The 22,794-nt window shown below is 48.6% G+C and carries 18 protein-coding genes; 2 read left to right on the top strand and 16 right to left on the bottom strand.

All coding sequences use genetic code 11. The features are described 5' to 3' along the window. Positions 1–11: 11 nt before the first annotated feature. The 3 genes from ACO1NT_RS07265 to ACO1NT_RS07255 form a co-directional block, all read right to left on the bottom strand. Complete coding sequence (locus tag ACO1NT_RS07265; protein WP_449047834.1) at positions 12–3,482, bottom strand: TonB-dependent receptor; 3,471 nt, start codon at positions 3,480–3,482, stop codon at positions 12–14. A 223-nt stretch (positions 3,483–3,705) separates the two neighbouring features. After that, entirely contained in the window at positions 3,706–4,773 is a 1,068-nt protein-coding gene (locus tag ACO1NT_RS07260; protein ID WP_449047833.1) for a FecR family protein, read from the bottom strand. Positions 4,774–4,828: 55 nt separating this feature from the next. Then, a complete protein-coding gene (locus tag ACO1NT_RS07255) occupies positions 4,829–5,395 on the bottom strand; it encodes an RNA polymerase sigma-70 factor (protein ID WP_449047831.1) in 567 nt (188 codons plus the stop codon). Positions 5,396–5,579: 184 nt separating this feature from the next. On the opposite strand from ACO1NT_RS07255, the gene ACO1NT_RS07250 reads away from it, so the two are divergent. Continuing rightward, on the top strand, positions 5,580–6,467 hold the full coding sequence (locus tag ACO1NT_RS07250; RefSeq protein WP_449047830.1) for a ChaN family lipoprotein: 888 nt from the start codon (positions 5,580–5,582) through the stop codon (positions 6,465–6,467). Between the two features lie 40 nt (positions 6,468–6,507). Here ACO1NT_RS07250 and mscL read toward each other — a convergent pair whose 3' ends face one another. Further along, positions 6,508–6,915, bottom strand: a complete 408-nt coding sequence (gene mscL / locus ACO1NT_RS07245) for a large-conductance mechanosensitive channel protein MscL (protein ID WP_449047829.1) — start codon at positions 6,913–6,915, stop codon at positions 6,508–6,510. A gap of 265 nt (positions 6,916–7,180) precedes the next feature. Here mscL and ACO1NT_RS07240 point away from each other — a divergent pair, with 265 nt between their 5' ends. Beyond that, the gene (locus ACO1NT_RS07240) at positions 7,181–7,822 is read left to right on the top strand and encodes a response regulator transcription factor (protein WP_449047828.1); all 642 of its coding nucleotides are present in this window, start codon (positions 7,181–7,183) and stop codon (positions 7,820–7,822) included. A 3-nt stretch (positions 7,823–7,825) separates the two neighbouring features. Here ACO1NT_RS07240 and ACO1NT_RS07235 read toward each other — a convergent pair whose 3' ends face one another. From ACO1NT_RS07235 to murD, 12 genes are all read right to left on the bottom strand, one after another. Beyond that, positions 7,826–8,965 carry a sugar phosphate isomerase/epimerase family protein gene (locus tag ACO1NT_RS07235; protein ID WP_449047827.1) on the bottom strand — a complete coding sequence of 380 codons (1,140 nt, stop codon included), beginning with the start codon at positions 8,963–8,965 and terminating at the stop codon, positions 7,826–7,828. Between the two features lie 57 nt (positions 8,966–9,022). After that, a complete protein-coding gene (locus ACO1NT_RS07230; protein ID WP_449047825.1) occupies positions 9,023–10,987 on the bottom strand; it encodes a gliding motility-associated C-terminal domain-containing protein in 1,965 nt (654 codons plus the stop codon). A 26-nt stretch (positions 10,988–11,013) separates the two neighbouring features. Then, a complete protein-coding gene (locus tag ACO1NT_RS07225) occupies positions 11,014–11,931 on the bottom strand; it encodes a PorP/SprF family type IX secretion system membrane protein (protein WP_449047824.1) in 918 nt (305 codons plus the stop codon). Positions 11,932–12,048: 117 nt separating this feature from the next. Then, positions 12,049–12,234, bottom strand: a complete 186-nt coding sequence (locus tag ACO1NT_RS07220; RefSeq protein ID WP_090629460.1) for a histone H1 — start codon at positions 12,232–12,234, stop codon at positions 12,049–12,051. 277 nt (positions 12,235–12,511) lie between these two features. Beyond that, positions 12,512–13,756 carry an aminotransferase class I/II-fold pyridoxal phosphate-dependent enzyme gene (locus ACO1NT_RS07215; protein ID WP_449047822.1) on the bottom strand — a complete coding sequence of 415 codons (1,245 nt, stop codon included), beginning with the start codon at positions 13,754–13,756 and terminating at the stop codon, positions 12,512–12,514. 219 nt (positions 13,757–13,975) lie between these two features. Next, a complete protein-coding gene (gene ftsZ, locus ACO1NT_RS07210; protein WP_449047821.1) occupies positions 13,976–15,661 on the bottom strand; it encodes a cell division protein FtsZ in 1,686 nt (561 codons plus the stop codon). A gap of 139 nt (positions 15,662–15,800) precedes the next feature. Then, positions 15,801–17,147: a cell division protein FtsA gene (gene ftsA, locus ACO1NT_RS07205; protein WP_449047820.1), complete on the bottom strand. Its 1,347-nt coding sequence runs from the start codon at positions 17,145–17,147 to the stop codon at positions 15,801–15,803. Positions 17,148–17,169: 22 nt separating this feature from the next. Next, a complete protein-coding gene (locus ACO1NT_RS07200; protein ID WP_449047818.1) occupies positions 17,170–18,012 on the bottom strand; it encodes a cell division protein FtsQ/DivIB in 843 nt (280 codons plus the stop codon). After that, the gene (murC, locus tag ACO1NT_RS07195) at positions 18,005–19,360 is read right to left on the bottom strand and encodes a UDP-N-acetylmuramate--L-alanine ligase (RefSeq protein WP_449047817.1); all 1,356 of its coding nucleotides are present in this window, start codon (positions 19,358–19,360) and stop codon (positions 18,005–18,007) included. Before murC ends, ACO1NT_RS07200 begins: the two co-directional genes overlap by 8 nt. After that, entirely contained in the window at positions 19,357–20,502 is a 1,146-nt protein-coding gene (gene murG, locus ACO1NT_RS07190) for an undecaprenyldiphospho-muramoylpentapeptide beta-N-acetylglucosaminyltransferase (protein ID WP_449047815.1), read from the bottom strand. The genes murC and murG overlap by 4 nt, the downstream gene beginning before the upstream one ends. 34 nt (positions 20,503–20,536) lie before the next feature. After that, entirely contained in the window at positions 20,537–21,715 is a 1,179-nt protein-coding gene (locus tag ACO1NT_RS07185) for an FtsW/RodA/SpoVE family cell cycle protein (protein ID WP_449047814.1), read from the bottom strand. A 68-nt stretch (positions 21,716–21,783) separates the two neighbouring features. After that, on the bottom strand, positions 21,784–22,794 hold a 1,011-nt coding region (gene murD, locus ACO1NT_RS07180), incomplete at its 5' end, for a UDP-N-acetylmuramoyl-L-alanine--D-glutamate ligase (protein ID WP_449047812.1).

The raw sequence follows: 22,794 nt of genomic DNA, 5'->3' as shown, positions 1-22,794 counted from the left end.
CTTTTTAAACGTTAGTAGGTGAACGAAAGACCAAATGACACGGTTTTCAATAGGGGGTAACTATTCCCCGCTCCTTGGTTATAGCTACTGTTCAAATCCGAATCGGAATCGCCGATGGCCGATGACACATCCATAAAATTCTTGGCCCGTTTGTAAAGAGGCGACCAACTAGCGAGGTTCTCACCACTGAAATAAACACGGGCATTACGCATACCAATCTTCGAAACCCATTTATTGGGCAGGTTATAACCAACCTGCAGGTTTTTCATCCGGAGATACGACACCCGCTGCAAGTAACGATCATTCGGCACGTGGTTGGAGTAACCCAGCGTACCGTTATACTGCGCATACCGCGGCAGGTAGGCATCGGGATTTTCGGGCGTCCAGTAATTGCCCAGGTGCCATGCGGGCATTTGGTTATATCCGCGGTTATACTGCCCCCAGAAGGCGGTTTCCCTACCGGGGTACCAGTCTTGTTGACCGACGCCTTGGAAGAACGCGGAGAAGAAAATACCGTTCCAATCGGCACCCAGCGTAAAGCTGTATTGGTAGCGTGGCTCCGTATTGCCGATGATGGTCATATCGCCGGGATTGGCGACTGTTTGTTCGCCTTTGGTGATCATGTTATCCGCGCTTCCGTCGCGGTTGCGTATTTTAAGATCACCTGCACGCCATACCGCATCGGCCGAGGCATTGAAAATGGTATTGATGTATTCGCTAGGGTCGGGGTCTTCTTGGAACAGCCCGTCGGTTTCGAAACCCCACAGCTCGCCGATAACCTGTCCATCATAGTGTTCAGTAAACCTTTTGGTCGGATTATTGAATTTGTCGATCGTTGACACATAGTCAAATAGCGACCCCCGGATTTGATAGTTGAACGGCTTACCGGCCAGTGCAAACTGATCTTGCCAAGTCAGCGTGGCCTCAAACCCTTTGGTGGTCATGTCTGCGTAGTTGCCCTTCGGCGAAGGAGCACCGAAAATATTGGGCAATGTAGGGCCGAACACATACATATCGGTTGTTTTCCGGATGTAATAGTCGCCGCTGAAGCGCAGCTTCCCCTGCACCATCCCGAAATCGAGCCCCACATCGGTGGTCGTGGCGCGTTCCCAGGTAAGCCCGTCGGGAATGGGTTCGGGTGCACCGGTCCTCATATTTCGCACCCCGTCGAGCAAGCGCCCGGAGGTACTGATGCTCAACAGTTCGAGGAATTGATAGGGCGATATATTGCCATTGCCCAATGAACCGTAGGATCCCCGAAGCTTAATATCGGAAAAGATGTCCTCGCTGACGTTCCAGAACGGCTCTTCCGACAACCGCCATCCCGCCGAGATGGACGGGAAAAAACCCCACTGCTGGTCGACCGGGAACCGCGATGAACCATCGTAACGACCGTTTATTTCGACCAGGTAACGGTCCTGGAAGCCGTAATTCAACCGGAAGAACATGCCCGCGGTTTTCCATCTGCTCGCGCTGGCACCTGGGGTGATCGACTCTCCTGTCGCCAGATCAACGCTCTCGGCATCCTCCAGCAGCAAACCATTACGCTGGATGCTATTGGCCTTATAAGCGGAGGTTTCGTAATTCCACCCGGCCATCGCTTTCAAGTAATGCTTTTCGGCGAAGGTGTTTTCATACTCGGCATACAGGTTAGAGGCCGTATACATGGTGTGCCCAAGCCATTCGTAGATGACACCATTACGATCGCCCATGTAAGAGGGCGCTGCTGCGTCCGCTTTCTGGTAGTACGGTACTTTCACCCGCTTCCAAAGAAATTCGCGGTCGTCGTAACGAAAGGTGTAATCGCCGTTGATCCGGAAGGTGTTGTCGAAAAAATTGGTGGTGAAACCCACGGTATTCCTGAACAGGTTCCGCTGGTTGTTTTGGTAGTTATTGCCATCGACAAAAGCACCGAGTGTGGCCGCACCGCCGCGCGTATATGTGCCGTCGGGATTATACATGGGCAGGCTGGGAAAGGCATTGACCTCGATATATCGCTGGATATTGGCGCTCCGGCCCTGTGCAGAAAACGGCATATGGTAACTGTTGGTAGAAAACTCCATGTTGTTGGTGATTTTCAACCACTGGTAGGCTTGCAGCGATCCCTTGGCCCGAAGGTTATAGGAACGATAGGTATCGGGATCGAAATTGTAGATACCATCGAAATCGTAGAAGCGCCCCGACACGTAGAAATCGGCCTTGTCGTTTCCACCGGAGAGGGTCAGGTTGTGGTCTTGCGTAAACGTACGGTCCTTAAACAGGAGGCCCAGCCAGTCGGTATTCGAATAATATTCGTAGTTGCCATTGGAAAGGACTTCGGTTTTCGGGCCTTCGCCCGATGCTTTCCATTCCCTCAACCGTTCCAGCCACTCATCACTGTAATACTGTGTGTTGTTATTGATGGAGGTTGGCACCGTTCCTTGCCGGTTGTAATAGGATTCCCTGAAATGTTCCACCCAGGTAACGGCGTCAGTGACGAACTCAGGCTTGCGGGCCTGCGATTGAACGGAGGTGTTGCCGGTATAATTGATTGTGGTGCGGCCTTTCTGCGGGCGCTTGGTGGTAATCAGCACCACGCCGAAAGACCCCCGTGCGCCATAAATTGCCGCCGATGCAGCGTCTTTCAATACACTGACGCTTTCAATGTCGTTCGGATTCAGGAACGAGGGGTCGCCTTCTACCCCATCGATAAGGATAAGGGCACTTCCCCCCTGACCGATGGATGTCCGCCCGCGTACATTGAACGATGCCGATCGTGTGGGCTTGCCGTCCTCCAATGAAATATTCAGGTTGGGTACGGCACCCTGCAGTGCTTGTGTCGTATTGGATGTTGACCGGTTTTCGAATACTTCACTACCCACGGATTCGACCGCACCGGTTAAGTTTACTTTGCGCTGCGTTCCGTACCCCACCACAACCACTTCTTCGAGGCTTTGATTATCGACATGGAGGGGCATATTGATCTTCGTATCGTTGCCGACGGCCCGTTCAGCCGTTAGGTAACCCATATAGGAAAAAATCAGGGTAGCGTCGTTGTTAGGTACGGTAAGGGTATATTCGCCCGACAAGTCAGTGACCACACCACCAGCCATACCTTTTACCTGCACACTCACCCCCGGCAAGGGCTCACCCCGTTCGTCAGTGACCATACCGGTAATACGGATTTCTTGTGCCACGGTAACGTCTTCCGTAATGATGACCATACCGTTGTCGGCGAGTTTATACGACAGATCGTGGCCTTTCAATACTTCGCGCATAACCTGTTCGAAGCTTTTATTGCGCACCTTTACCGAAATCCGACTGTCCATGACGGCGAGGTCGTCGCTCATAAAAAACCGCTTTCCGCTTGCCTTTTCCACCTGTCTCAATGCGTCGCGCATGGGCAGACCCTTAACGTCAATGCTCAATTTCGCGTTTTGGGAATAGACGCTGGCGTTTGCCGACAATAGTCCAACTAAAACTAGAAATAACGCTAATCTCATAATAAGGAAAAGTTTGGTTCTCCATAATATGGAGAGTTTGATATCATAATTATTATGCATAAGTTTAACATGTTAATTTTCACGAATTAATAAATGTCTAAACAGGACATGGAGCATCCGGGATGTGGCGCATCCCGATGCTTTTTTTTGTTATAATTGTTTCATCTTTTTTCCATAGGCACTCCTTTTTTTGGTTAGCAGCATACACATTAAATTCACATTGTTATTTCTCCGAAAAAACCACCGTTTTTCCCGTTACGGTATAGCGTATCGGAGATACCATACTCATCATTTTCAACACCTGTTCCAATGGCTCATCGGGCAATGTACCGTTGTATCGGAACGACTTCAAATGATCGTCTACAAAAATGATACGTACATTATATCTGCGCTCAAGCCTAACAGACAAATCACCTAGGCTTTCCCGGTAAATCACCCATTCTTCATCTTTCCACGAGACATTAGGCGCAGGGTCGATATGTTCTTGCTTAATAATGTTCCGTGCTGGCTTGGATACCTGGCTTATCCCGCCAACGGTCGACGCTGCAAAAGCCTCCTCATCATCCGGTGAAACATTGCGTTTGGCAACAATCAATTTTTGGTTAGGTAAGAGTGCTACCTCTTCTGGCAGATCTGACAAGCCACTGGTGTCTTTTACAAGCACCTTGCCCGAAATCAGCGTGGTTTCGATCTGGTCTTCCGAGGAATAGGCCCGCACGTTGAACTCTGTACCCACCGCTTTTATCTGCACCGAACCAGAGTGAACGATAAAGGGCGTCGCGGATTTCCTAACGACAAAGTAGGCTTCACCATCGAGCCATATATCGCGACTGATTTTTCCAAAGTCCGTATTATAGCGTACGGTCGTGCCAGCGTTTACGGTTATATACGAACTGTCCGGCAGTCGGATTTTTGAACGGGACCCGTTGGGCACGATAATTTCCTGGTAGGACATCGCTGCTTCCGTATGATCGTGCTCTGGCCAGAAATAATATAGAAGCATACCCGACAATAATATAAAAACGGCGACTGCCGCTGCCCATTGGTAGGATGAGGTAATTGATTTAGGCTTCACGATCTCTCTTTCGAAACGCTCAAATGCCAGGCCACTGTCAAACCGGGCACCCTTATCAACATTTGCTGCGAGCCATATTTCACGCAATCGGTCAAATTCAAGCCGATTGGCCGCAGACAAATTAACCCAGTCCGTTAGCTCCTGATATTCGACACGGGAAATCGTGCCGTTCAGGTATTTGACAGCAAGCAATTCGATGTGATGGGGTATATCCATAATATATCTTACCTAATAAATAGATGCGAAAAATAGGCTAACGGGTGATGCTCAATTAAAAAAAATATGGAAACGTTGTGAAAACGACCATAACTGGAAGATATTCTTTCAATGCGTAGCGCAGTCGGGACAACGCTTTCTTCAATTGGGTTTTAACAGTGTTTTCAGAAATTTGCATCGTTTCAGCAATTTGGACATAACTCAGCTGTTCAACCCGGCTCAGCAGAAATGCTCTTCGGCATTGTGGCGGTAGAGATTCAACGGCTTTTTCGATGATGTCAGATAATTCCTTTTCGAAAAGTCGCCCCAAAGGATAATCATTGCTCCAAGGAATGTGCGTGAGCACAAAATCATCGCCCAAGCGCTGCGTCTCCAATTTCCGCTTGCGCAGGTGCTGCAGGCACGTATTTTGGGTGGATTTGATCAAATAGCTTTTTACGGACGTGGTGACATGGAGCGACTCGCGTTTTTCCCATAGCGCGAGGAAGGTATTGCCCACCATTTCCTCTGCCTGCATCTCATCGCGCGTGTATTCATAAGCAATCATGCATAGCATACCATAGTATGCTTTGTAGCATCGCTCAAAATCTTCTACCGTTGACAATGATTCATAACCGGCCATAATCACACAATCGGACAAAACCTCTTCCCGGCTGAGTCCCAATCATCAGCATACCGCAAACTTAATCTTTTTGCAGAAGTATTAAAGCAATTTGCGAACCCAGACCTTACGACGGATTTATATTTCCGTAAGGAAAAGCACCCATCGGCAGCGGAGAGACGATAAATTTATCTAAGTTTGTCGTATGAACATCATAAGAGCCGCACTAATTTGTTCTTTATGGGTTACCCACATTGCCGCGTCGCATGCCCAGATAGCCCACTCATTATATACCATTTACGATACCCATAAAAAAAAGGAAATCACCTTGCAGGAGTTGGTGACATCGCTTGCGCCCATAGACATCGTATTTTTCGGGGAGGAACATAACGACTCGATAGCCCATGTTTTACAATTTGAACTACTGAAGGCAATGGATGAGCGTTATGACCGCGTAGCGCTTTCGATGGAAATGTTTGTGAGTGATGACCAATTGGTCCTCAACGAATACCTTGCCGGTATGATCACAGAACGGAATCTCGACAAAGATGCGGTGTTGTGGGGCAATTACGAGGATTACCGTCCCATGGTGGAATATGCGAAAGATAAAGGACTTCCCCTATTGGCGGCTAACGCCCCCGGCCGATACACGAATCGGGTAAGCCGGTCGGGATTGGAAAGTCTTCGTGTACTGGATAAATCGGCGAAACACTTACTTGCGCCGCTTCCGATAGACACACTCACCGGCCGTTACTACGAAAAATTCACCGGACTAATGGGTGGTCATGGAGGTATGGGCAATATGAAAATTTACCAAAGCCAAAACCTGTGGGATGCGACGATGGCGTACCGCATCAGTAAATTCTTCAAGGGGAAAAACGTTCGCAAGATTCTTCACCTCAATGGCCGCTTCCACAGCGACGAACACCTGGGCACGATTGCCCAACTGGACAATTATATACCGCGACGGACGGCTGTAGCCAATATCTCCTGTTTCCCCGATGCAAGTTTCAGTCGGCCTGACTGGGATACATTCGCGCATCTTGGGGATTTTATCATCCTTACGAATCCAGCAGCGCCCAAAACTTTTTAGGGACGCTTACGCGTCCCTTTTCCCTATATTCGTTATTTTATCATTTTGACTTCAGCAAATCCCTGATCTCGGTGAGCAGTACCTCTTCCTTTGACGGTTCAGGCGGAGCCGCAGGAACTTCTTCTTCCTTTCGTTTCAGGGAGTTAATCCCTTTGATGACGAGAAAAATACAGAAAGCAATGATAAGGAATTGAATGATCACATTGATGAAATTGCCGTACATTATAGCCACTTCGGCTATCCCGTTGGCTTCGTCGGCGGGTTCGATGACGTATTTCATTTCAGCGAAATCGATGCCTCCCGTAAGATAACCGATGGGGGGCATAATGATATCATTGACCAAAGAGGTAACGATTTTGCCAAAAGCCCCGCCAATGACCACACCAACAGCAAGGTCTACCACGCTGCCACGCATGGCGAATTCCTTGAACTCTTTCATAACTCCCATAAAACAATAAGGTTAATTTGTTAATAAAATATTTTCCAACGTCTAAATTGGACATTTTCGCCGGCTAAACAAATTTTTTTTTCATCTAATCATTTTTCTTTATCTGTCCCTGAACGGCCCACACACCTTTCTACCATTTCTTATTAAATTTAATCTAAAACACCATTGCAATTATATTTTAACTTATATTTGCATTAATTGCGTGACTTACTTATGAAATAACCAACTGCCTGGATAGGGGGCATCTATGATAAACATTTAACAGATGGCAGAAATATTGATAGCAGATGATCATGGAATCGTTAGGCTGGGTACGTCAATCGTAGTGAAAGAGGCACTGCCGCTTGCACGCGTTACGCAAGCTGAGGATTTTGATGAAATGATCAAGTTGTTGTCGGAAAAACCCTACGACCTCGTTCTCCTCGACATCAATATGCCGGGGGGAAATAATATCAAAATGGTTGAAAAAGTATTACTCATTCAGCCAACCATCAAAATATTGGTATTTTCTTCATATGATGAGACGCTTTATGCGCTCCGTTACCTCCAGGCTGGCGCAGCGGGTTACCTCAACAAGAACACATCGAAAGCAGACTTGAAAGAAGCCATCCTTTCCGTCCTCCAACGGGGTAAATACATGAGTCCGGAGGTACGTGAATTATATTACAACACCCTCACCATGGGAAAATCCGTACTGAAGGCAGACAACCCGCTAAACCATCTTTCCAATCGGGAAGTCGATGTGGCCAAGTACCTCGTACAAGGATTGGGTATCATGGATGTATCCAAGGCACTCAACCTTAGCACGTCTACGGTAAGCACCTATAAGACAAGGATTTTTGAGAAGTTGCAGGTTGAGAATATCGCCGAACTGATTGAAAAATTCCGGTTACATTCGGGCGCCTGAGATTTATAACCGGTCAATCGTAGTCACGGCAATATTTGCCGCCGCTGGCGTTCTCAGCGGAGAACCATGCAGGTAGCTATAACCCAGATCTTCTTGAAGACCCCAAACCATGGGCGCTAGGAACTTTACGGCAGCCTCATAACCTTGTACCGTTGCTGCAAGGTTACCCGTATCTTTTGAGTTTCTGGCTTCATTCTCTATCTCAAACGGCCCATGAAATCCCTTTTCGAATAGCTTATCAACGAATGCCCGCCAATCCATGCTATCCGAACCACCGAAGCCGGGTAACATGGCCTCGTAATGGTGTCTGTCCCAATCATTGGTCGGGATAGCGACCCCCGCCCGTTTCGCCAACCCAGCGTCAACAAGCTGCATGGGATACATACCACCCCAGTCAACACGCGCTTCGGTCTTAAGGTTCCGCGTCGCTTTTACATGGACACGGTGAACGCGCGAGATGTCAGTCTGCGTGACCACGTCTACCGGGTCATTATGTTGCCACACATCGTGGGATGGATCGTATATCTCCCCATGTGCCCGACTTGGTATCACCTCATACATCAGTTTGCGTGCCGCAAGTACTCCGGGCAGGTTATTATATGTGGTGGTATAGGAAGCGGATCGCCAGCCTTCCATCGGGCAATTCTCATATAGTATGGTTACGCCCAAGTCTTCCGCATACCGGATGATTGGAGCGAACACCCGACGATATTCATCGAGGTTCTTTTGAAAGCCATCCGCTTGGTTACCGAGTTCATGGTTGTAACCCACAAAGGTTCCTACCTTAACGTCATTGCCATCACCGCCGAGCAGATAAGCTATCCTGATTAACTTAAGCAAGTGGTTTTGGTTTCTTACGCGTTCTCCCGGGTCACCGCCTATCATATTTTCAAAAGCCCCCAATGACAAACGTAAATTGGCCATATTGAAGCGATCAATAAGTATTTTTGCGGTATCTGGCGTAAAATTATCGTAGTCCAAATGGGTAGCGGTATGGTCCTGCCTGCTTCCATCGCGCCTAAAAACGCATAAATCGATACCTTGTGCACCGATCTGCAAGGTAGTGTCCACGAGGTCGGGCAATGTTAATTTGTCGAATGCGGAACTCATCACCCATATGGCGCTATTTCGTTTGTTGGTCATCTCGTACGTTTGTCTGGAGCGATTATACAAAAAATAATAGATATGGTAAAGTGCTTCCTATCTTAAAATCGCCACCGATCCGGTTAGCGACTGTACCAATATATCCGAAGATAATGTATAGTAGTAAGTGCCACTCGGCAATGGCGTACCGTTGTGCCGGCCACTCCAAGGCACTGTATACCCCCTTGACGAAAAGACTAGCGTGCCCCAGCGGTTGAACACCTGTAAGACGGCATTCGGATAGTTGGCGAGCCCTTTGATTTCCCAGTCATCATTGAAGCCGTCGCCATTGGGGGTAAAACTGTTGGGTACCATGAGATCATTTAGCACGGTTACGGTAACGCTCTCAATTTTTTCACAACCGAAAGCATTACGGGCTGTGAGCGTGTATGTCGTTGTTTCAACGGGCGATGCGACGGGATATTGCGCATCGTAGTTATCCAAACCGGGTTCATTGCTCCAACGGAATTGCGTTGCATCCGTTTGTGGACGGAGTAAGATAGTTTGGCCACGAAGCATGACGACATTCAGCATGGGTTGGAGATGTACCGTGTCATGGACGGTGATGGTAGCCTGTGATGGTAGTTGGCACAATACATCCGACGGTGGTGAAAAGGTGATGGTATGTTGCCCAACACCAGCGACAGCTGGGTAGAAGATACCGTCGACCACTCCGGTCCCGCTATAGACCCCCACCCTACCGTCATTGATTATCTCGCCGCCTGACAATTGTAAAGGCCCGTCGTCCGCACATACCTCGGGTTGGACCAAAGACAATGTCGTCCGTATCGTCTCCGGCACCTCGATTTCGAAAATATGGGTAATAAAACGGTCGCCGCAACCATTGATCGCCTGTCGGCGCAAACGGAAAACACCGGTCCGCGGGGGGTTGAATTGATAGGTAAGCGATGTTGCTCCCGGTATATCAACGGGTTCGTCGGTGGCGGTACCGAGCTGCCACTGGTAGGTAAGGGGACCTGCACCCGTACTGATGTATTCGGCGGGGTTCAATAACATTGACTCATCGCTACATATCGCCCCCCGTTCATCCACGTCCGTGGCGCCGGCCTGCTGGGCAAGCCTCGCGATACGGATAGGCTCGGAGGAAATCCGGCATAAGGGTTTATCAAGATTAGCGGTACTGGCCGCTGCCGTAAGGCGGTACCATTGGTTATGCGTGGGCATGATGCGCAACGCGTTATCGCGTTCACCGTCCATGTCCCGCCAAGCGGTATCCTCCCCTTGGCGGGTTTGCCACTGGAATACCGGTTCCCCGGAGTAGCTATCGTCAGCGGCGATGCTTCCCGTAACTACGATGTGCTCGGTATCCCTATCGCAAAAAAACAGGGTATCCACCTGTTTCAACGTTTCGTCCATCGCGAGCGAAATCGGCGGGCCACAGGGCGTGAATTGGACATCATCGATAGCCAGATCATTGCCGCAGCCACCTGGGTTGTCGTTGATGAGAACCAAGTCAAACTCGGTTTGACTACCTGTGTCAAACTCAAATCCATATTCCTGCCATCGCGGCGAGGATGTAGCATGTATATTGCTGGTAATATCTCCTAGTGAATTCACTTGGTTTCCATCTATATCCTCAATGACAAAACGCACGTTGGGTGGTATCGGGTTCCCGCCGCACTCTTCTACACGGTTGGCGTTCGCAATCCAAGCGCTGAAACGGAAGCGGGTGTTTTCACATAAGCCCGAGACCCGGATGCGATAGAATTCGCCTGGATAGTCATCGGCGTTAAAAATCATCATCAGTCCACCTGCGTCACCCGTGTGGTCACGAAGGTTGTGCCAAGAGGCAAGCCCTTCATTTACATTAGACACCAATTTGTACCATCCCTCTCCTTGCGGAGATTGGCCCGGTGGGATGGCATCATATGTGGTCGTCCCTCTTCCGATATCGGGGTCATCAACGGTACCAAAGGTAATATTGACAATCGGATCGCCCGACGAGCCGCATTGCGCATGCCCCCTGGTAGCAAAAAATACGGTAAGGAACAGTACCGTCATTCCCTTGAGGTAGTATATTTGCCTATTTACCATGCGATCGTCGGACACTTCGGCCCCTTTTGGTTATTGAGATTGATGCCCAGTACGATTTCATGTGAACCTAAGGAATGCTGCCTCAGGTCGGAGTCGATGAAATCATACGCATAGGCGACATTTAGGGTAGCGCTAATGAAAAAACCAGCCATGGCTGCGACACCGTCTTGGTGCCGCCAGCTAAGTCCGGCCCAAAAAGCATCAGCCACCTGCCCTTTCAGATTGATGTCGTACGCTATCGGCGCAGGCCGAACAAACTTCAACATCGTGGATGGGGTAAGGTAAAATTGGCCGAACTGGAAACGATAACCTGCCGTCGCAAAATAATGTCGCTCCATTGCCAGGGCCAGCCGATCGCCAGCGGAGGAGCCCAGGTTGTTTCCCAATAGGTTCTGGACCGACATACCTATATACACATCTGTTGAATAGAACCATAGGCCGGCGCTAAGCGCGGGGGTCAATCGCCGGAAATCATCATTCCCATAACGGGGATCGCCGGAATCCACGAGTTGTACCTTTGAAAAATCGACACGCTGGTATTTCATGCCGGCCCCCATTCCGAATGACAGTCGGTAAGTTTCGTTAAGTCGTAGGTGGTAGGCGCCGTTCAACTCAGCAGTCGACAAAGAAAGGGGGCCGGTCTGGTCGACAAGGATCTTGGCTCCCATCCCCATATTGCTTTTCCGCCCGTCCCGCTTGGGGATGGGCGCATGCAAAGTAGCATATAAGGTTCTGGGCGCATCCGCAATACCCGTCCACTGTGACCGGGCTGACAGCTTCAGGTCAGCATATTCCTCAAGCCCAGCCACAGCGGGATTAAGCACGAAGTTATTCGCCATATACATGGTATAATGCGGCTGTTGCTGGGCTGCCCCTGCGATGGGCAGGCAGGCCAAAAACAACAAGAGCATTTTTCCATAATTTACCACCGCCTTTATTAATTGGAGGTACGAATATAAGAAATTAACCAAAAAAAAAGCCCTGAAATTCAGGGCTTTTTAGCTATTTGACGGGGTCAAACAGTATGCTTATTTTGCATTCTTTGCATCTTGAATCTCCAAGCGGATTGCTTGAGCCAGGTTCTTAACGTCTTGCAGGCCCTTTCTTACCCGGGTACCGGCCGCGTTGTTGCCTTTGTTGAAGAATTTGTCTGCGTCCCCATCTAATCCTTCGATCAAACTCTTAAGCTCATTGAATTTTTGGATACTTGCCATAATAAATACTCCTTTTAGTTTTTAAATTAAATAAGTTAATAATCTACAGTGCGTTAAAAGTAGAATCTTTTTTCGGAAAAAAAAACTTTAAAACACCCAAAACAGGCTTTAAATGCACTTTTTTTTCCACATCGTCTGTTCTACAACAACGACTAGGCCGCGAACAAATAACACATATAACTGACACACAGACAAATAACCGAAAAACATAGCCGTAGGATCTTACTATTTTCCAAGTGAATCCAGCCTATTATTTTTGTTCATTTTTGTACAGAAATCACTCGGGTTGTAAAGAAACAACCTGTTTATAATCGCCAGCCTGCAATTTTCCACTAACCGCCGTAAATGCATCCAATGTATATTCGACGTCCTCTGGGGTATGAACCGCTGTGGGGATAAGCCGCAATTCTATCAGGCCTTTGGGGATAACCGGATAAACCACTATTGAACAAAATATGCCGTGCGTTTCGCGCAGATCGCGGGTAAGGGCAGTGGCCTCGTGCAAATCACCTTTTAAAAACACCGGGGTTACCATTGTATCGGTAGCGCCGATATCGAATCCCCGCTCTTTCAGTCCATATTGCAAAGTCCGGGCAATAATCCAGAGCCGCTCCCTGAGGTCGGGGCTGTTCTTCAATAACTCAAATCGCTTTTTCAATCCGATCACCATCGGCATGGGAAGTGATTTCGCAAATGTCTGCGATCGCATATTGTATCGCAAGTAAGTGATCACATCTTTGGTAGACGCCACGAATGCCCCGATACCGGCCATTGATTTGGCGAATGTACCGAAATAGATGTCGATATCCGCTATGCAATCTTGGGCTTCATGTGTGCCGGCACCCGTAGGTCCCATCGTCCCGAAACCATGTGCGTCGTCAACCAGCATGCGGAATGCATACTTTTCTTTCAGGGCCGCAATCTCTTTCAGTTTACCTTGGGCACCCGACATGCCGAATACCCCTTCGGTAATCAACAATATCGAACCACCGCTCACACGGGCCAACTTAGACGCTCGTATCAGCTGCCGCTCACAGCTTTCGAGATCATTATGTTGGTACACAAAACGTTTTCCCATGTGCAGGCGCACCCCGTCTACGATGCACGCGTGCGATTCAGCATCGTACACGATAATATCGTTGCGATCCACGAGCGCGTCTATAATGGATACCATCCCTTGGTAACCATAATTGAGTAGGAACGCATCTTCCTTGCCAACATAACCAGCCAGCTCTTGCTCTAGTTCCTCATGGTGAATACTATTGCCCGACATCATCCGGGCACCCATGGGATATGCCATACCGAAGTCGGCAGCCGCTTGGGCGTCCACAGCCCTAATTTCGGGATGATTGGCCAGTCCTAAATAATTGTTCAGGCTCCACACCAAATGTTCCTTTCCGTTGAATAACATCCGGGGTGCGATTTCACCTTCCAGTTTCGGAAACGAAAAATAACCATGTGACCACTCGTAATGTTGGCCTATTGGCCCTAGATTTTTCGCTATTTTATCAAATAAGTCCAATATCGATGTTGCGTTATTAAGTAAGACAAAAATCGTTGCAAAGATAAACTTTAAATCAAAAGCTACCAATATGTATAGGTAGGGGCGATCCGGAAACGCGGCCCTAATTGACACAAAATTTACATTATAGCTCCCCTAAACACACAAAAACTGCTTGATTAGGCATCCCCACCAAGCAGTTCGTTCGTTGTGATATGAAAACCGAACACTCGAGAGGTGCTAATCCACGTTATCGTGCAAAAACGAATTATTGGGCCTGATTTCCGTAATGCCCTCTTCGGTAGACAGCGTAAACCTCGACACTTGCGATTCGGACGAGTGCGGCACGTCATCCAGTGCCATTTGCTTGCGCCGGTACGCGGGTTCCGTTTCCAGTTCCTGCAAACCATTGGCGGATTTCAGTTTCATACTCAATTCTTTCAACCGCAGGATACGTTCCTTGGTTTTCAGCAATTCCTTCTCCACATGTTCAGGCGTTTTATGTTCATCGATCCCTCGACCAGCCTCTCCTTTATCCTCCGGAGTAGCGGCTTCCACATCGTCGTGGGTTATCTCCTCGCCAAAGGTGGTAGGCAATTCAAAATGGAAAGCAGACGATGTTGTTTTCACCTCATAGCCATCGTTGGGTGTATGATCACTCTCCGTTTCTTTAGGCTCTTCGGTTTCAGGGGCTAGTGTGTGACGGATAATGCCATCTCGATCTGGCGTATTATTGCGCAATTGCGGTTTTGACGATGATGTACTGAACAGGTCAGCCTGTTGTGCGGTAGAATGGACATCACTCCGCTCAATAACGGGCCTGACGACAGGTGTGGCTGCTTCGGCAGGATCATTATCCCTTAATACAAACTGATTAATGGGTTTAATATATGGCGTCTTGGGTTCTTCCGGAGTCAGGGGGATTTCAACGCGTTCGTTTTCTTTTTCTTTTATCCGTTCCTCTGAGGTTTGGAATCCGGTTGCGATGATGGTTACCGACAATTCATTTTCGAATCCTTCGTTTATACAGTTGCCCCAAATCAAATCGGCCGATAAACCGGCCTTGTCTTGGATATAATCGGTAATGATTGTCACCTCATCCATGGTTACTTCCTGTTTTCCAGAAGTAATATTGAGCAAAATGTAACGCGCGCCTTCAATCTCGTTATCTTTAAGCAATGGCGACGCCAATGCTCCTTCGACTGCACGCAATGCCCGGTCTTCGCCTTCGGCGACCGCATTACCCATTATGGCCACGCCACTATCATTCATGACGGTCCGTACATCCTTGAAGTCTACATTTACATATCCTGGGATGGTGATAATCTCAGCAATGCCCTTCGCCGCTGTGGTCAAGATGTCATCGGCTTTCGCGAACGCGGCGGTCATGGTAAGGTTACCGAAAATATCGCGTAACCGGTCGTTTGAAATAACCAGGTACGAATCGACGTATTTCGTGAGCTCACCCAAACCGTCTTCCGCCTGCATACGGCGTCTCTTGCCTTCAAAAGCAAAGGGGGTAGTAACGATGGCCACGGTAAGGATACCAAGCTCTTTGGCCGCTTTTGCGAGTACAGGGCTGGCACCTGTGCCCGTACCGCCTCCCATGCCCGCAGTAATAAATAGCATTTTGGTATTGGACCCCAACATGCGCTTGATATCTTCGATGCTCTCAATGGCCGAATTTTCACCGACACTGGGATCCGCCCCCGCGCCCATCCCTTCCGTAAGGCTGGCGCCCAGCTGCACCTTGTTCGGTATGGAACTCAACTCCAATGCCTGTGCATCCGTGTTGCAAACGATGAAATCCACACCGCTGATTCCCTGTTTATACATGTGGTTCACCGCGTTTCCGCCACCTCCACCTACGCCAATTACCTTGATAATTGCCGATTGCTCCTTTAACATTTCAAACTTAAAAGACATATTTCAATCGTATTTTGCTCCAACAGAGCGTGATACAAAACTCATTTCGATTCAATATTCGTAGTGTAATAATAGCACTTTTTACACAATGGTTTTCCACAATTGTTAACAATGTGGAAAAAATAGCGGTTGTTGAAAACTATCGCTTGCCCAGGTACGATGCGTCATCAATTTCGTTGCCGTCTTTGATGATATCCTTAAACCATCCGAGCAATCCTGTTTTTTTGCTCTCGCGTTGGGCTATGTCCTTGATAGACATGCGGTCGGCTTTATCCTCATCCAACTCCTCCTGCTCTTCTTCCGCTTGTATTCCTTTGATCAGTAAACCGATACCTGTAGCATACAACGGGCTTTTCAGTTCATCATAGCTGGTTTTGGGAAGCACTTCATTTTTCGCTAGGTGTTCATTCGGGAACCCGACACGGCAATCAATACCGGTAATGTATTCAACCAGTTGGACAAGATGCTTCAACTGGGCTCCGCCACCGGTAATGACGATACCTCCGATCAGCTTGTTCTCATAGCCCGACGATTTAATTTCATAATAAACGTGCTCGATGATTTCTTCCATTCGCGCTTGGATGATATAAGCGAGGTTCTTTACAGAAATCTCTTTCGCTTCCCTGCCGCGCAATCCGGGCACACTGATTACTTCGTTTTCCTTGTTTTCGTCGGCAAGTGCCGATCCGAAACGGATTTTCAGCAGTTCAGCTTGGTTGCGCAATACGGAGCACCCTTGCTTGATATCTTCGGTAACGATGTTTCCGCCTAACGGAATCACGGCGGTATGGCGAATGATGCCTTCGTGGAATATAGCGACATCGGTGGTGCCACCGCCGATATCGACCAGCACTACGCCCGCATCTTTATCTGCTTCGTCGAGCACAGCTTCCGAAGAAGCCAAGGGCTCGAGAATCAAATCTTGCACCTCCAACGACGCGTTGTCGATGCATTTCTTGATATTTTTAACGGCACTTACAAGCCCGGAAATGATGTGGAAATTGGCTTCCATTCGACGCCCTGCCATACCAATGGGATCTTTTATCCCTGGCTCATTATCGATGGTAAACTCTTGCGGCAATACATGGATGATCTCCTCCCCCGGAGGGAGCACCAGTTTATACATGTCTTCGATGAGCCGTTCAATGTCCAATCGGTTAATCTCACTGTCATCTTTGCGCGTAAGTATTCCACGGTGCTGGATACTTTTGATGTGCTGGCCCGCAATACCGACATTGACGACTTTGATGTCTACATTAGACTGGCCTGCTGCTTCTTCGACGGCTAACTTGATACTGTTTACGGTCTTTTGGATATTGGCGACCACCCCGCGGCTTACACCGGATGATTCCGCTTTTCCTACCCCAAGAATCTCAATTTTGTTCGTGCCACTACGCCGGCCCACGGTGACGCATATTTTCGTCGTACCAATGTCAAGCCCCACGATGATTGGCGAGTCCTTTTCCGTTGTTACTTTTGCTTTCATAATTATTGTGTATTGTTGCTATTTATTGAATTTGATGAGTTGAATCCGGTAAAATAATGATGTCATCGGGGTCGAAGTGGGCACTCCGCTCGCAGATAATCTGTCCCGCGTATTTGAGGTTCACCGACTTATAAGCATTGATGCCCGTTTTGGGAACAATCCTGCGGTAAAACAACAGCAGCTTTTCGAATTTTCGATCCAGCGAATCGGCATTGCCCAGGATAATCTGTTGCCCACCAACCCGGGGCACCAGTTCAATATCGTGGTGTTCATTGACATAAAGTTGTACCACTTGGCTGCTCCATAGACTGTCTGCGCTGATGTATTGCGCTATTTCGAAAACATCTCCCACCAGCTGGCTCTTCGTGCTGTCGAGTTTGCCGTCGTAGGATTCCGAAATAAAACCATTCACGATAGGCACACGGGGCACATATTTGGGCGAAACGGGCATCTTGTGGCCTTGCCGGTCGATATAAAAATCGGGACCGCCGCGATTGATAACCCTGACCACTGCTTCCCTTTGCTTCACCCGAACGGTCAATAACCCATCCATATCGGTTGTTACAATCGCCGAAAACACATAAGGGATCTGCCGCAGGTCGTTTTCGATTTGATGAACAGGAATACTTTCCAAGGTGCGGCCTTCCAACTCGCCGAATTTCTCTACTAAAAGCGCGGCGATGTCCTTCTGTTCGATGAACGATTCGTTACCCAACAGGATCACCCGCACCGCGGTACAGGCTTGTTCCCTGCTTTTGACACCAATAAAACCCATAAGCATGACGGTACCGGCAAGCAACACGGCTCCTGTTACCCCGTACATTACGTTGCGCCAATTCAAGCGGTATGTTAGGATGCTACCCATGTTCCAATATGGCCTTCAATGGTTTTACCAATAAATCAATATCTCCTGCACCGACCGTAACGAGCAATTCGGGGTGCATGTTGCGCACATACATTTTTATGTTTTCGGGGCTTAAAACATGCTTGTCATCGATAGCTACTTTCTCGAGCAGCATCCGCGAATCGACGCCTTTTATCGGCATCTCCCGGGCCGGATAGATTTCCATCAAGAGCAGCGTATCCACGGTGCTCAATGCTTCGGCAAAACCAGCGGCAAAATCACGCGTCCGGCTATACAAATGGGGCTGGAAGATAGCTGTAAGCTTCTTTTTGGGATACAGCTTCCTCACTGCCGCAAAAAAGGCCTTTAGCTCTTCGGGATGATGGGCATAATCATCGATATAGATCGTATCCGCTGTTTTTACAATATACTCAAACCTGCGCTTCACTCCAGCAAACGACGATAGGGCATCGGTTATTTTGGCCATTGGGATCTTCAGCAGCTGCGCAACAGCGGTTGCCGCTACGGCGTTCTCGACATTGTGCTGTCCGGGCACGCCAAGCTTTACATCCGCTACCTTACCGCCGTTATAGACGTAATCAAAATAAAACTCCCCGCGCTTCACTCGGACATTATCCGCATAGGCGTCGGCCGCCGTTGTTGCCGAATAATTGATGTCTGCTTCGAATGGTAGGCCTGCTTTTATGATGCGCTTCCCTTGCGAATGTAATTGCCCCAGGAACAGCCTAAATGATTCATGGAGTTGATTTTTGTCGCCATAAATATCCAAATGGTCGGCATCGGCCGACGTCACCACCGCGATATCAGGATACAAGGTGAGGAACGATCGATCAAATTCGTCCGCCTCCACCACCATGATGTTGTTATCCGCAAAGAGCACATTCGTACCGTAATTCGTACTTAACCCGCCTAAAAAGGCGGAACAGCCAAAACCGCTGTCCGTTAGGATATGTGCGATCAATGCCGTGGTGGTGGTTTTTCCATGGGTACCGGCAACAGCAATGGTAAACTTATTTTGGCTAATCAGCCCCAGCACCTGCGACCGTTTAAACAGGGTATGGCCCAATTCCTGAAATTGGTTGAGGATCCCCAGTTCGCTTGGCACGGCAGGTGTATAAATAATCAGGGTGTGTTCATCGGCCGATTTAAACGCATCGTTGACCAGATCGAAATCGTCGATGTAATTTATGGTTATGCCTTCGGACACCAGCCGGCGGGTCAAATCGGTTTCTGTTTTGTCATATCCCCCCACCAGACAGCCCAAATGGCGGAAATAGCGAGCGAGGGCACTCATACCGATGCCGCCGATTCCGATGAGATACACTTGCCTGATGTTATTTATATTCATTGTCGTTCCTTTTTGCTATTTGCTTGTTGCCTTACATCCCCATTTTTCCCCGCCAGCTTTAACACTTCCTGTGCAATTACTTCGTCGGCATCCAATACCGCCAATTTCTTTAGATTTGAGCGCAACGTTTCAGCCGCTTGCTGATTGATCAGTAAATCCAAGGCGGTGTCAATCAATTGTTGCGGTGCTTCCGAATCTTTCACCATCAGCGCAGCGGTCTTCTCCACCAATGCCTGTGCATTTTTTGTTTGGTGATCTTCGGCCACATTCGGCGATGGGACCAATATTGTTGGCTTGCCAACAACGCAAAGTTCAGCAATGGTGCCTGCACCGGCCCTGGCGATGATGATATCCGCAGCGGCGTAGGCAAAGTCCATGCGCTGGAGGAAAGCTGTCAGTTTCACTGCACCGTCGTATTTCGTACCCATGGCTTTCCGTAGTGCATCATAATAATAGGCGCCACATTGCCAAATTACTTGCACATCGGCGGCAAGTAGGCGTTCCAACCCATCCCTCATGCTCTCATTCAATGTGCGTGCGCCAAGGCTCCCGCCGGTGAGAAGGATGGTCTTCTTATCGGGCGACAATTCCATTGAAGCCATCGCTTCGGCGCGTTTATGTTCTATTGCCACGGCATCACGGCGGATGGGATTGCCGGTAAACAAAACCTTCTCCTTCGGGAAAAACCTGTCCATACCTTCAAATGCAACACACACCTTGTCTGCTTTATGTGCCAGCCGCTTATTGGTGATACCGGCATACGAGTTCTGTTCCTGAATCAAACACGGCACGTCCATCCGCTCCGCAGCGTGGAGTAATGGCCCTGACGCATATCCACCTACCCCTACAGCTACATCGGGCTTGAAATCACGGATAATACGTCGTGCCTTGCGGATACTCATGTATAATTTAAACGGTAGGGCCAAGTTCTTCCAAAGCGACGCCCTGTTGATTCCTTGGATATCGAGGCCCACAATTTCATATCCCGCTGCCGGCACTTTTTCCATTTCCATTTTCCCATTCGCCCCGACAAACAACAAGACGGTGTCGGGTGCCAAGCGTTTCAAGGCATTGGCAATGGCGATGGCCGGGAAGATATGACCTCCTGTACCCCCACCACTTATAATGATCCGTTTTGCCATTGTCCTTAACTCCACCTACGTTATCGATACGTTATCAACTCATTGCCGGAATTTCTCCCACAATCACCTTCTTGTTTTGGTCGCCTGTCTTGCCAACCGTCTTCATCTCGTCGATATTACGGCTTACACTTAAGATAATACCAAAGGCCAGGCTGGTAAATAATATGGATGTTCCCCCCATACTCACGAGGGGTAGCGGAACACCGGTCACGGGCCCCAAGCCGACAGCCACCGCCATATTACCCAACGCCTGCAAGGTAAGGCTGAACCCCAGGCCGGCGGCTAACAATGCCCCGAAGGCTTTGGGGCTTAAGGTTACAATCCGTATACACCGGAACATCAACGCTACATACAACGACACCAATATTACACCTCCGATGGTGCCGTATTCTTCGACGATGATTGCAAAGATGAAGTCGGAATACGGATGGGGCAACACATTCCGTTGCGTACTATTTCCGGGACCTTTGCCAAATAACCCGCCGGATGCGATGGCAATCTTGGCATGGTCCGCTTGATATGATCTATCATTATCCGCTTTTTCGCCGCTGAGATAGGTTTCTACACGCGACATGTAGGTTGCCCGCCTCGGCCCCAGCGCCACAACCAATACCAATAGCACGAATACCCCCAGGCACACATAGGCAATTTGCTTGATACTGATACGCCCAATAATCAGTAGCAACACACTCACCCCAAACAACATGAGCGCCGTGGAAAGGTTGGCCGGTGCAATCAGGACGAATATCACACAAACCGAACCCATGATTGGCAGGAATGCCTTTTTGACGTCCTTGATATTCTCCTGCTTTCGGGTCAGTGTCCGTGCAAGGAACGTAATCAATGCCAGCTTTGCTAAATCAGAAGTCTGGAATGTCTGGTTAATCACGGGGATCGTTACCCATCGACTTGCCTCGTTTACGGTGTTTCCGAACAACAATGTGTAAAGCAACAGTGGAATGGTGATGATCATCAAGATTTTGGAGATACCGGCATACCAACGATAGTCGAGCAAATGCGAAAAATACATCAAGGCAAAACCGCCGAATATGAGCAGGGTGTGCTTGATAAGGTATACTTCGGTGCCTTTCCCTTCTTTGTAAGCTAACGTACCGACGGAACTATAGACCGCAAGCAGCGACCATACCGATAGGACGATGATGATGATCCACAACCATCGGTCTCCTTTCAATTTTGAAAATGCTTGTTCCATTTTTTCTTCCATTTGAAAATTTAAAAATGCAGCAATTCGACTTCAAATCGCTCTATCTTCAAACCAAATCATAAATCCATCACAGCCTCTTTAAATTGGTTGCCCCGGTCTTCGAAATTCCGGAACCAGTCAAAACTCGCACAAGCCGGCGAAAGCAATACGGTATCGCCTTTTTGGGCCAAATGTGACGCCATCTCAACGGCATCCCGCATGCTGGAGCTGTTGACGATCATCTTCGCATCATCCTCCAACGAATCGTATATCCGAGAATTATCTTTGCCGATACAGACAATTGCCCGCACTTTAGCCTTCACCAAATCGCGCAGCATCTCATAATCATTGCCTTTGTCCACGCCGCCCATAATCAACACCACTTGTGGGGCAAAGCTCTCGAGGGCATACCAAACGGCATTTACATTGGTTGCCTTGGAATCATTGATATAATTGACACCGGCGATACACGCCACAAATTCAAGGCGATGCGGAATGTTTTTGAACGAGCCCATGCTTTCCTTCATTGAAGCGTTGCGTAGTTCCTGGGCCTTGGCTACTAATCCTGAAGCCATATTATTGTACACATTGTGTTTACCCTGAAGGGAAAGTTCATTAATATCCATCGTAAATCTATCTTGATTTGGTACGTTAATTACAAGTTCATTGTTGCTGTTCCGGTAAGCTCCCGGCTCTGTCTTTATACTGAGGCTGAATGGCAGCGCTAGTGCTGCAGTGGGATGCTTTGCCAAGGCGGCCATCGTAATGGGGTCATCGGCACAGTAAATAAAAATGTCGTCGGGTTGTTGGTTTCTAACGATACGGAATTTCGACTCCACATAATTTTCCAACTGATGTTCATACCGATCCAGGTGGTCCGGAGTAATATTGAGCAGCACTGCCACATCGGAACGGAAATGGTACATATCATCCAGCATAAAGCTACTCAGTTCCAACACATAATAATCAAACTGCTCGCGTGCTACCTGCCACGCGAAGCTCCGCCCGATATTACCAGCTAACCCGACATTGAGCCCGCCTTGCTTTAAGATGTGCCAAGTCAGCATGGTGGTGGTTGATTTCCCGTT

It is taken from the genome of Parapedobacter sp. (genome assembly GCF_053550995.1).
The sequence above is the reverse complement of the archived record's forward strand: the minus strand, read 5'-3'. Positions and strand labels throughout refer to the sequence as shown.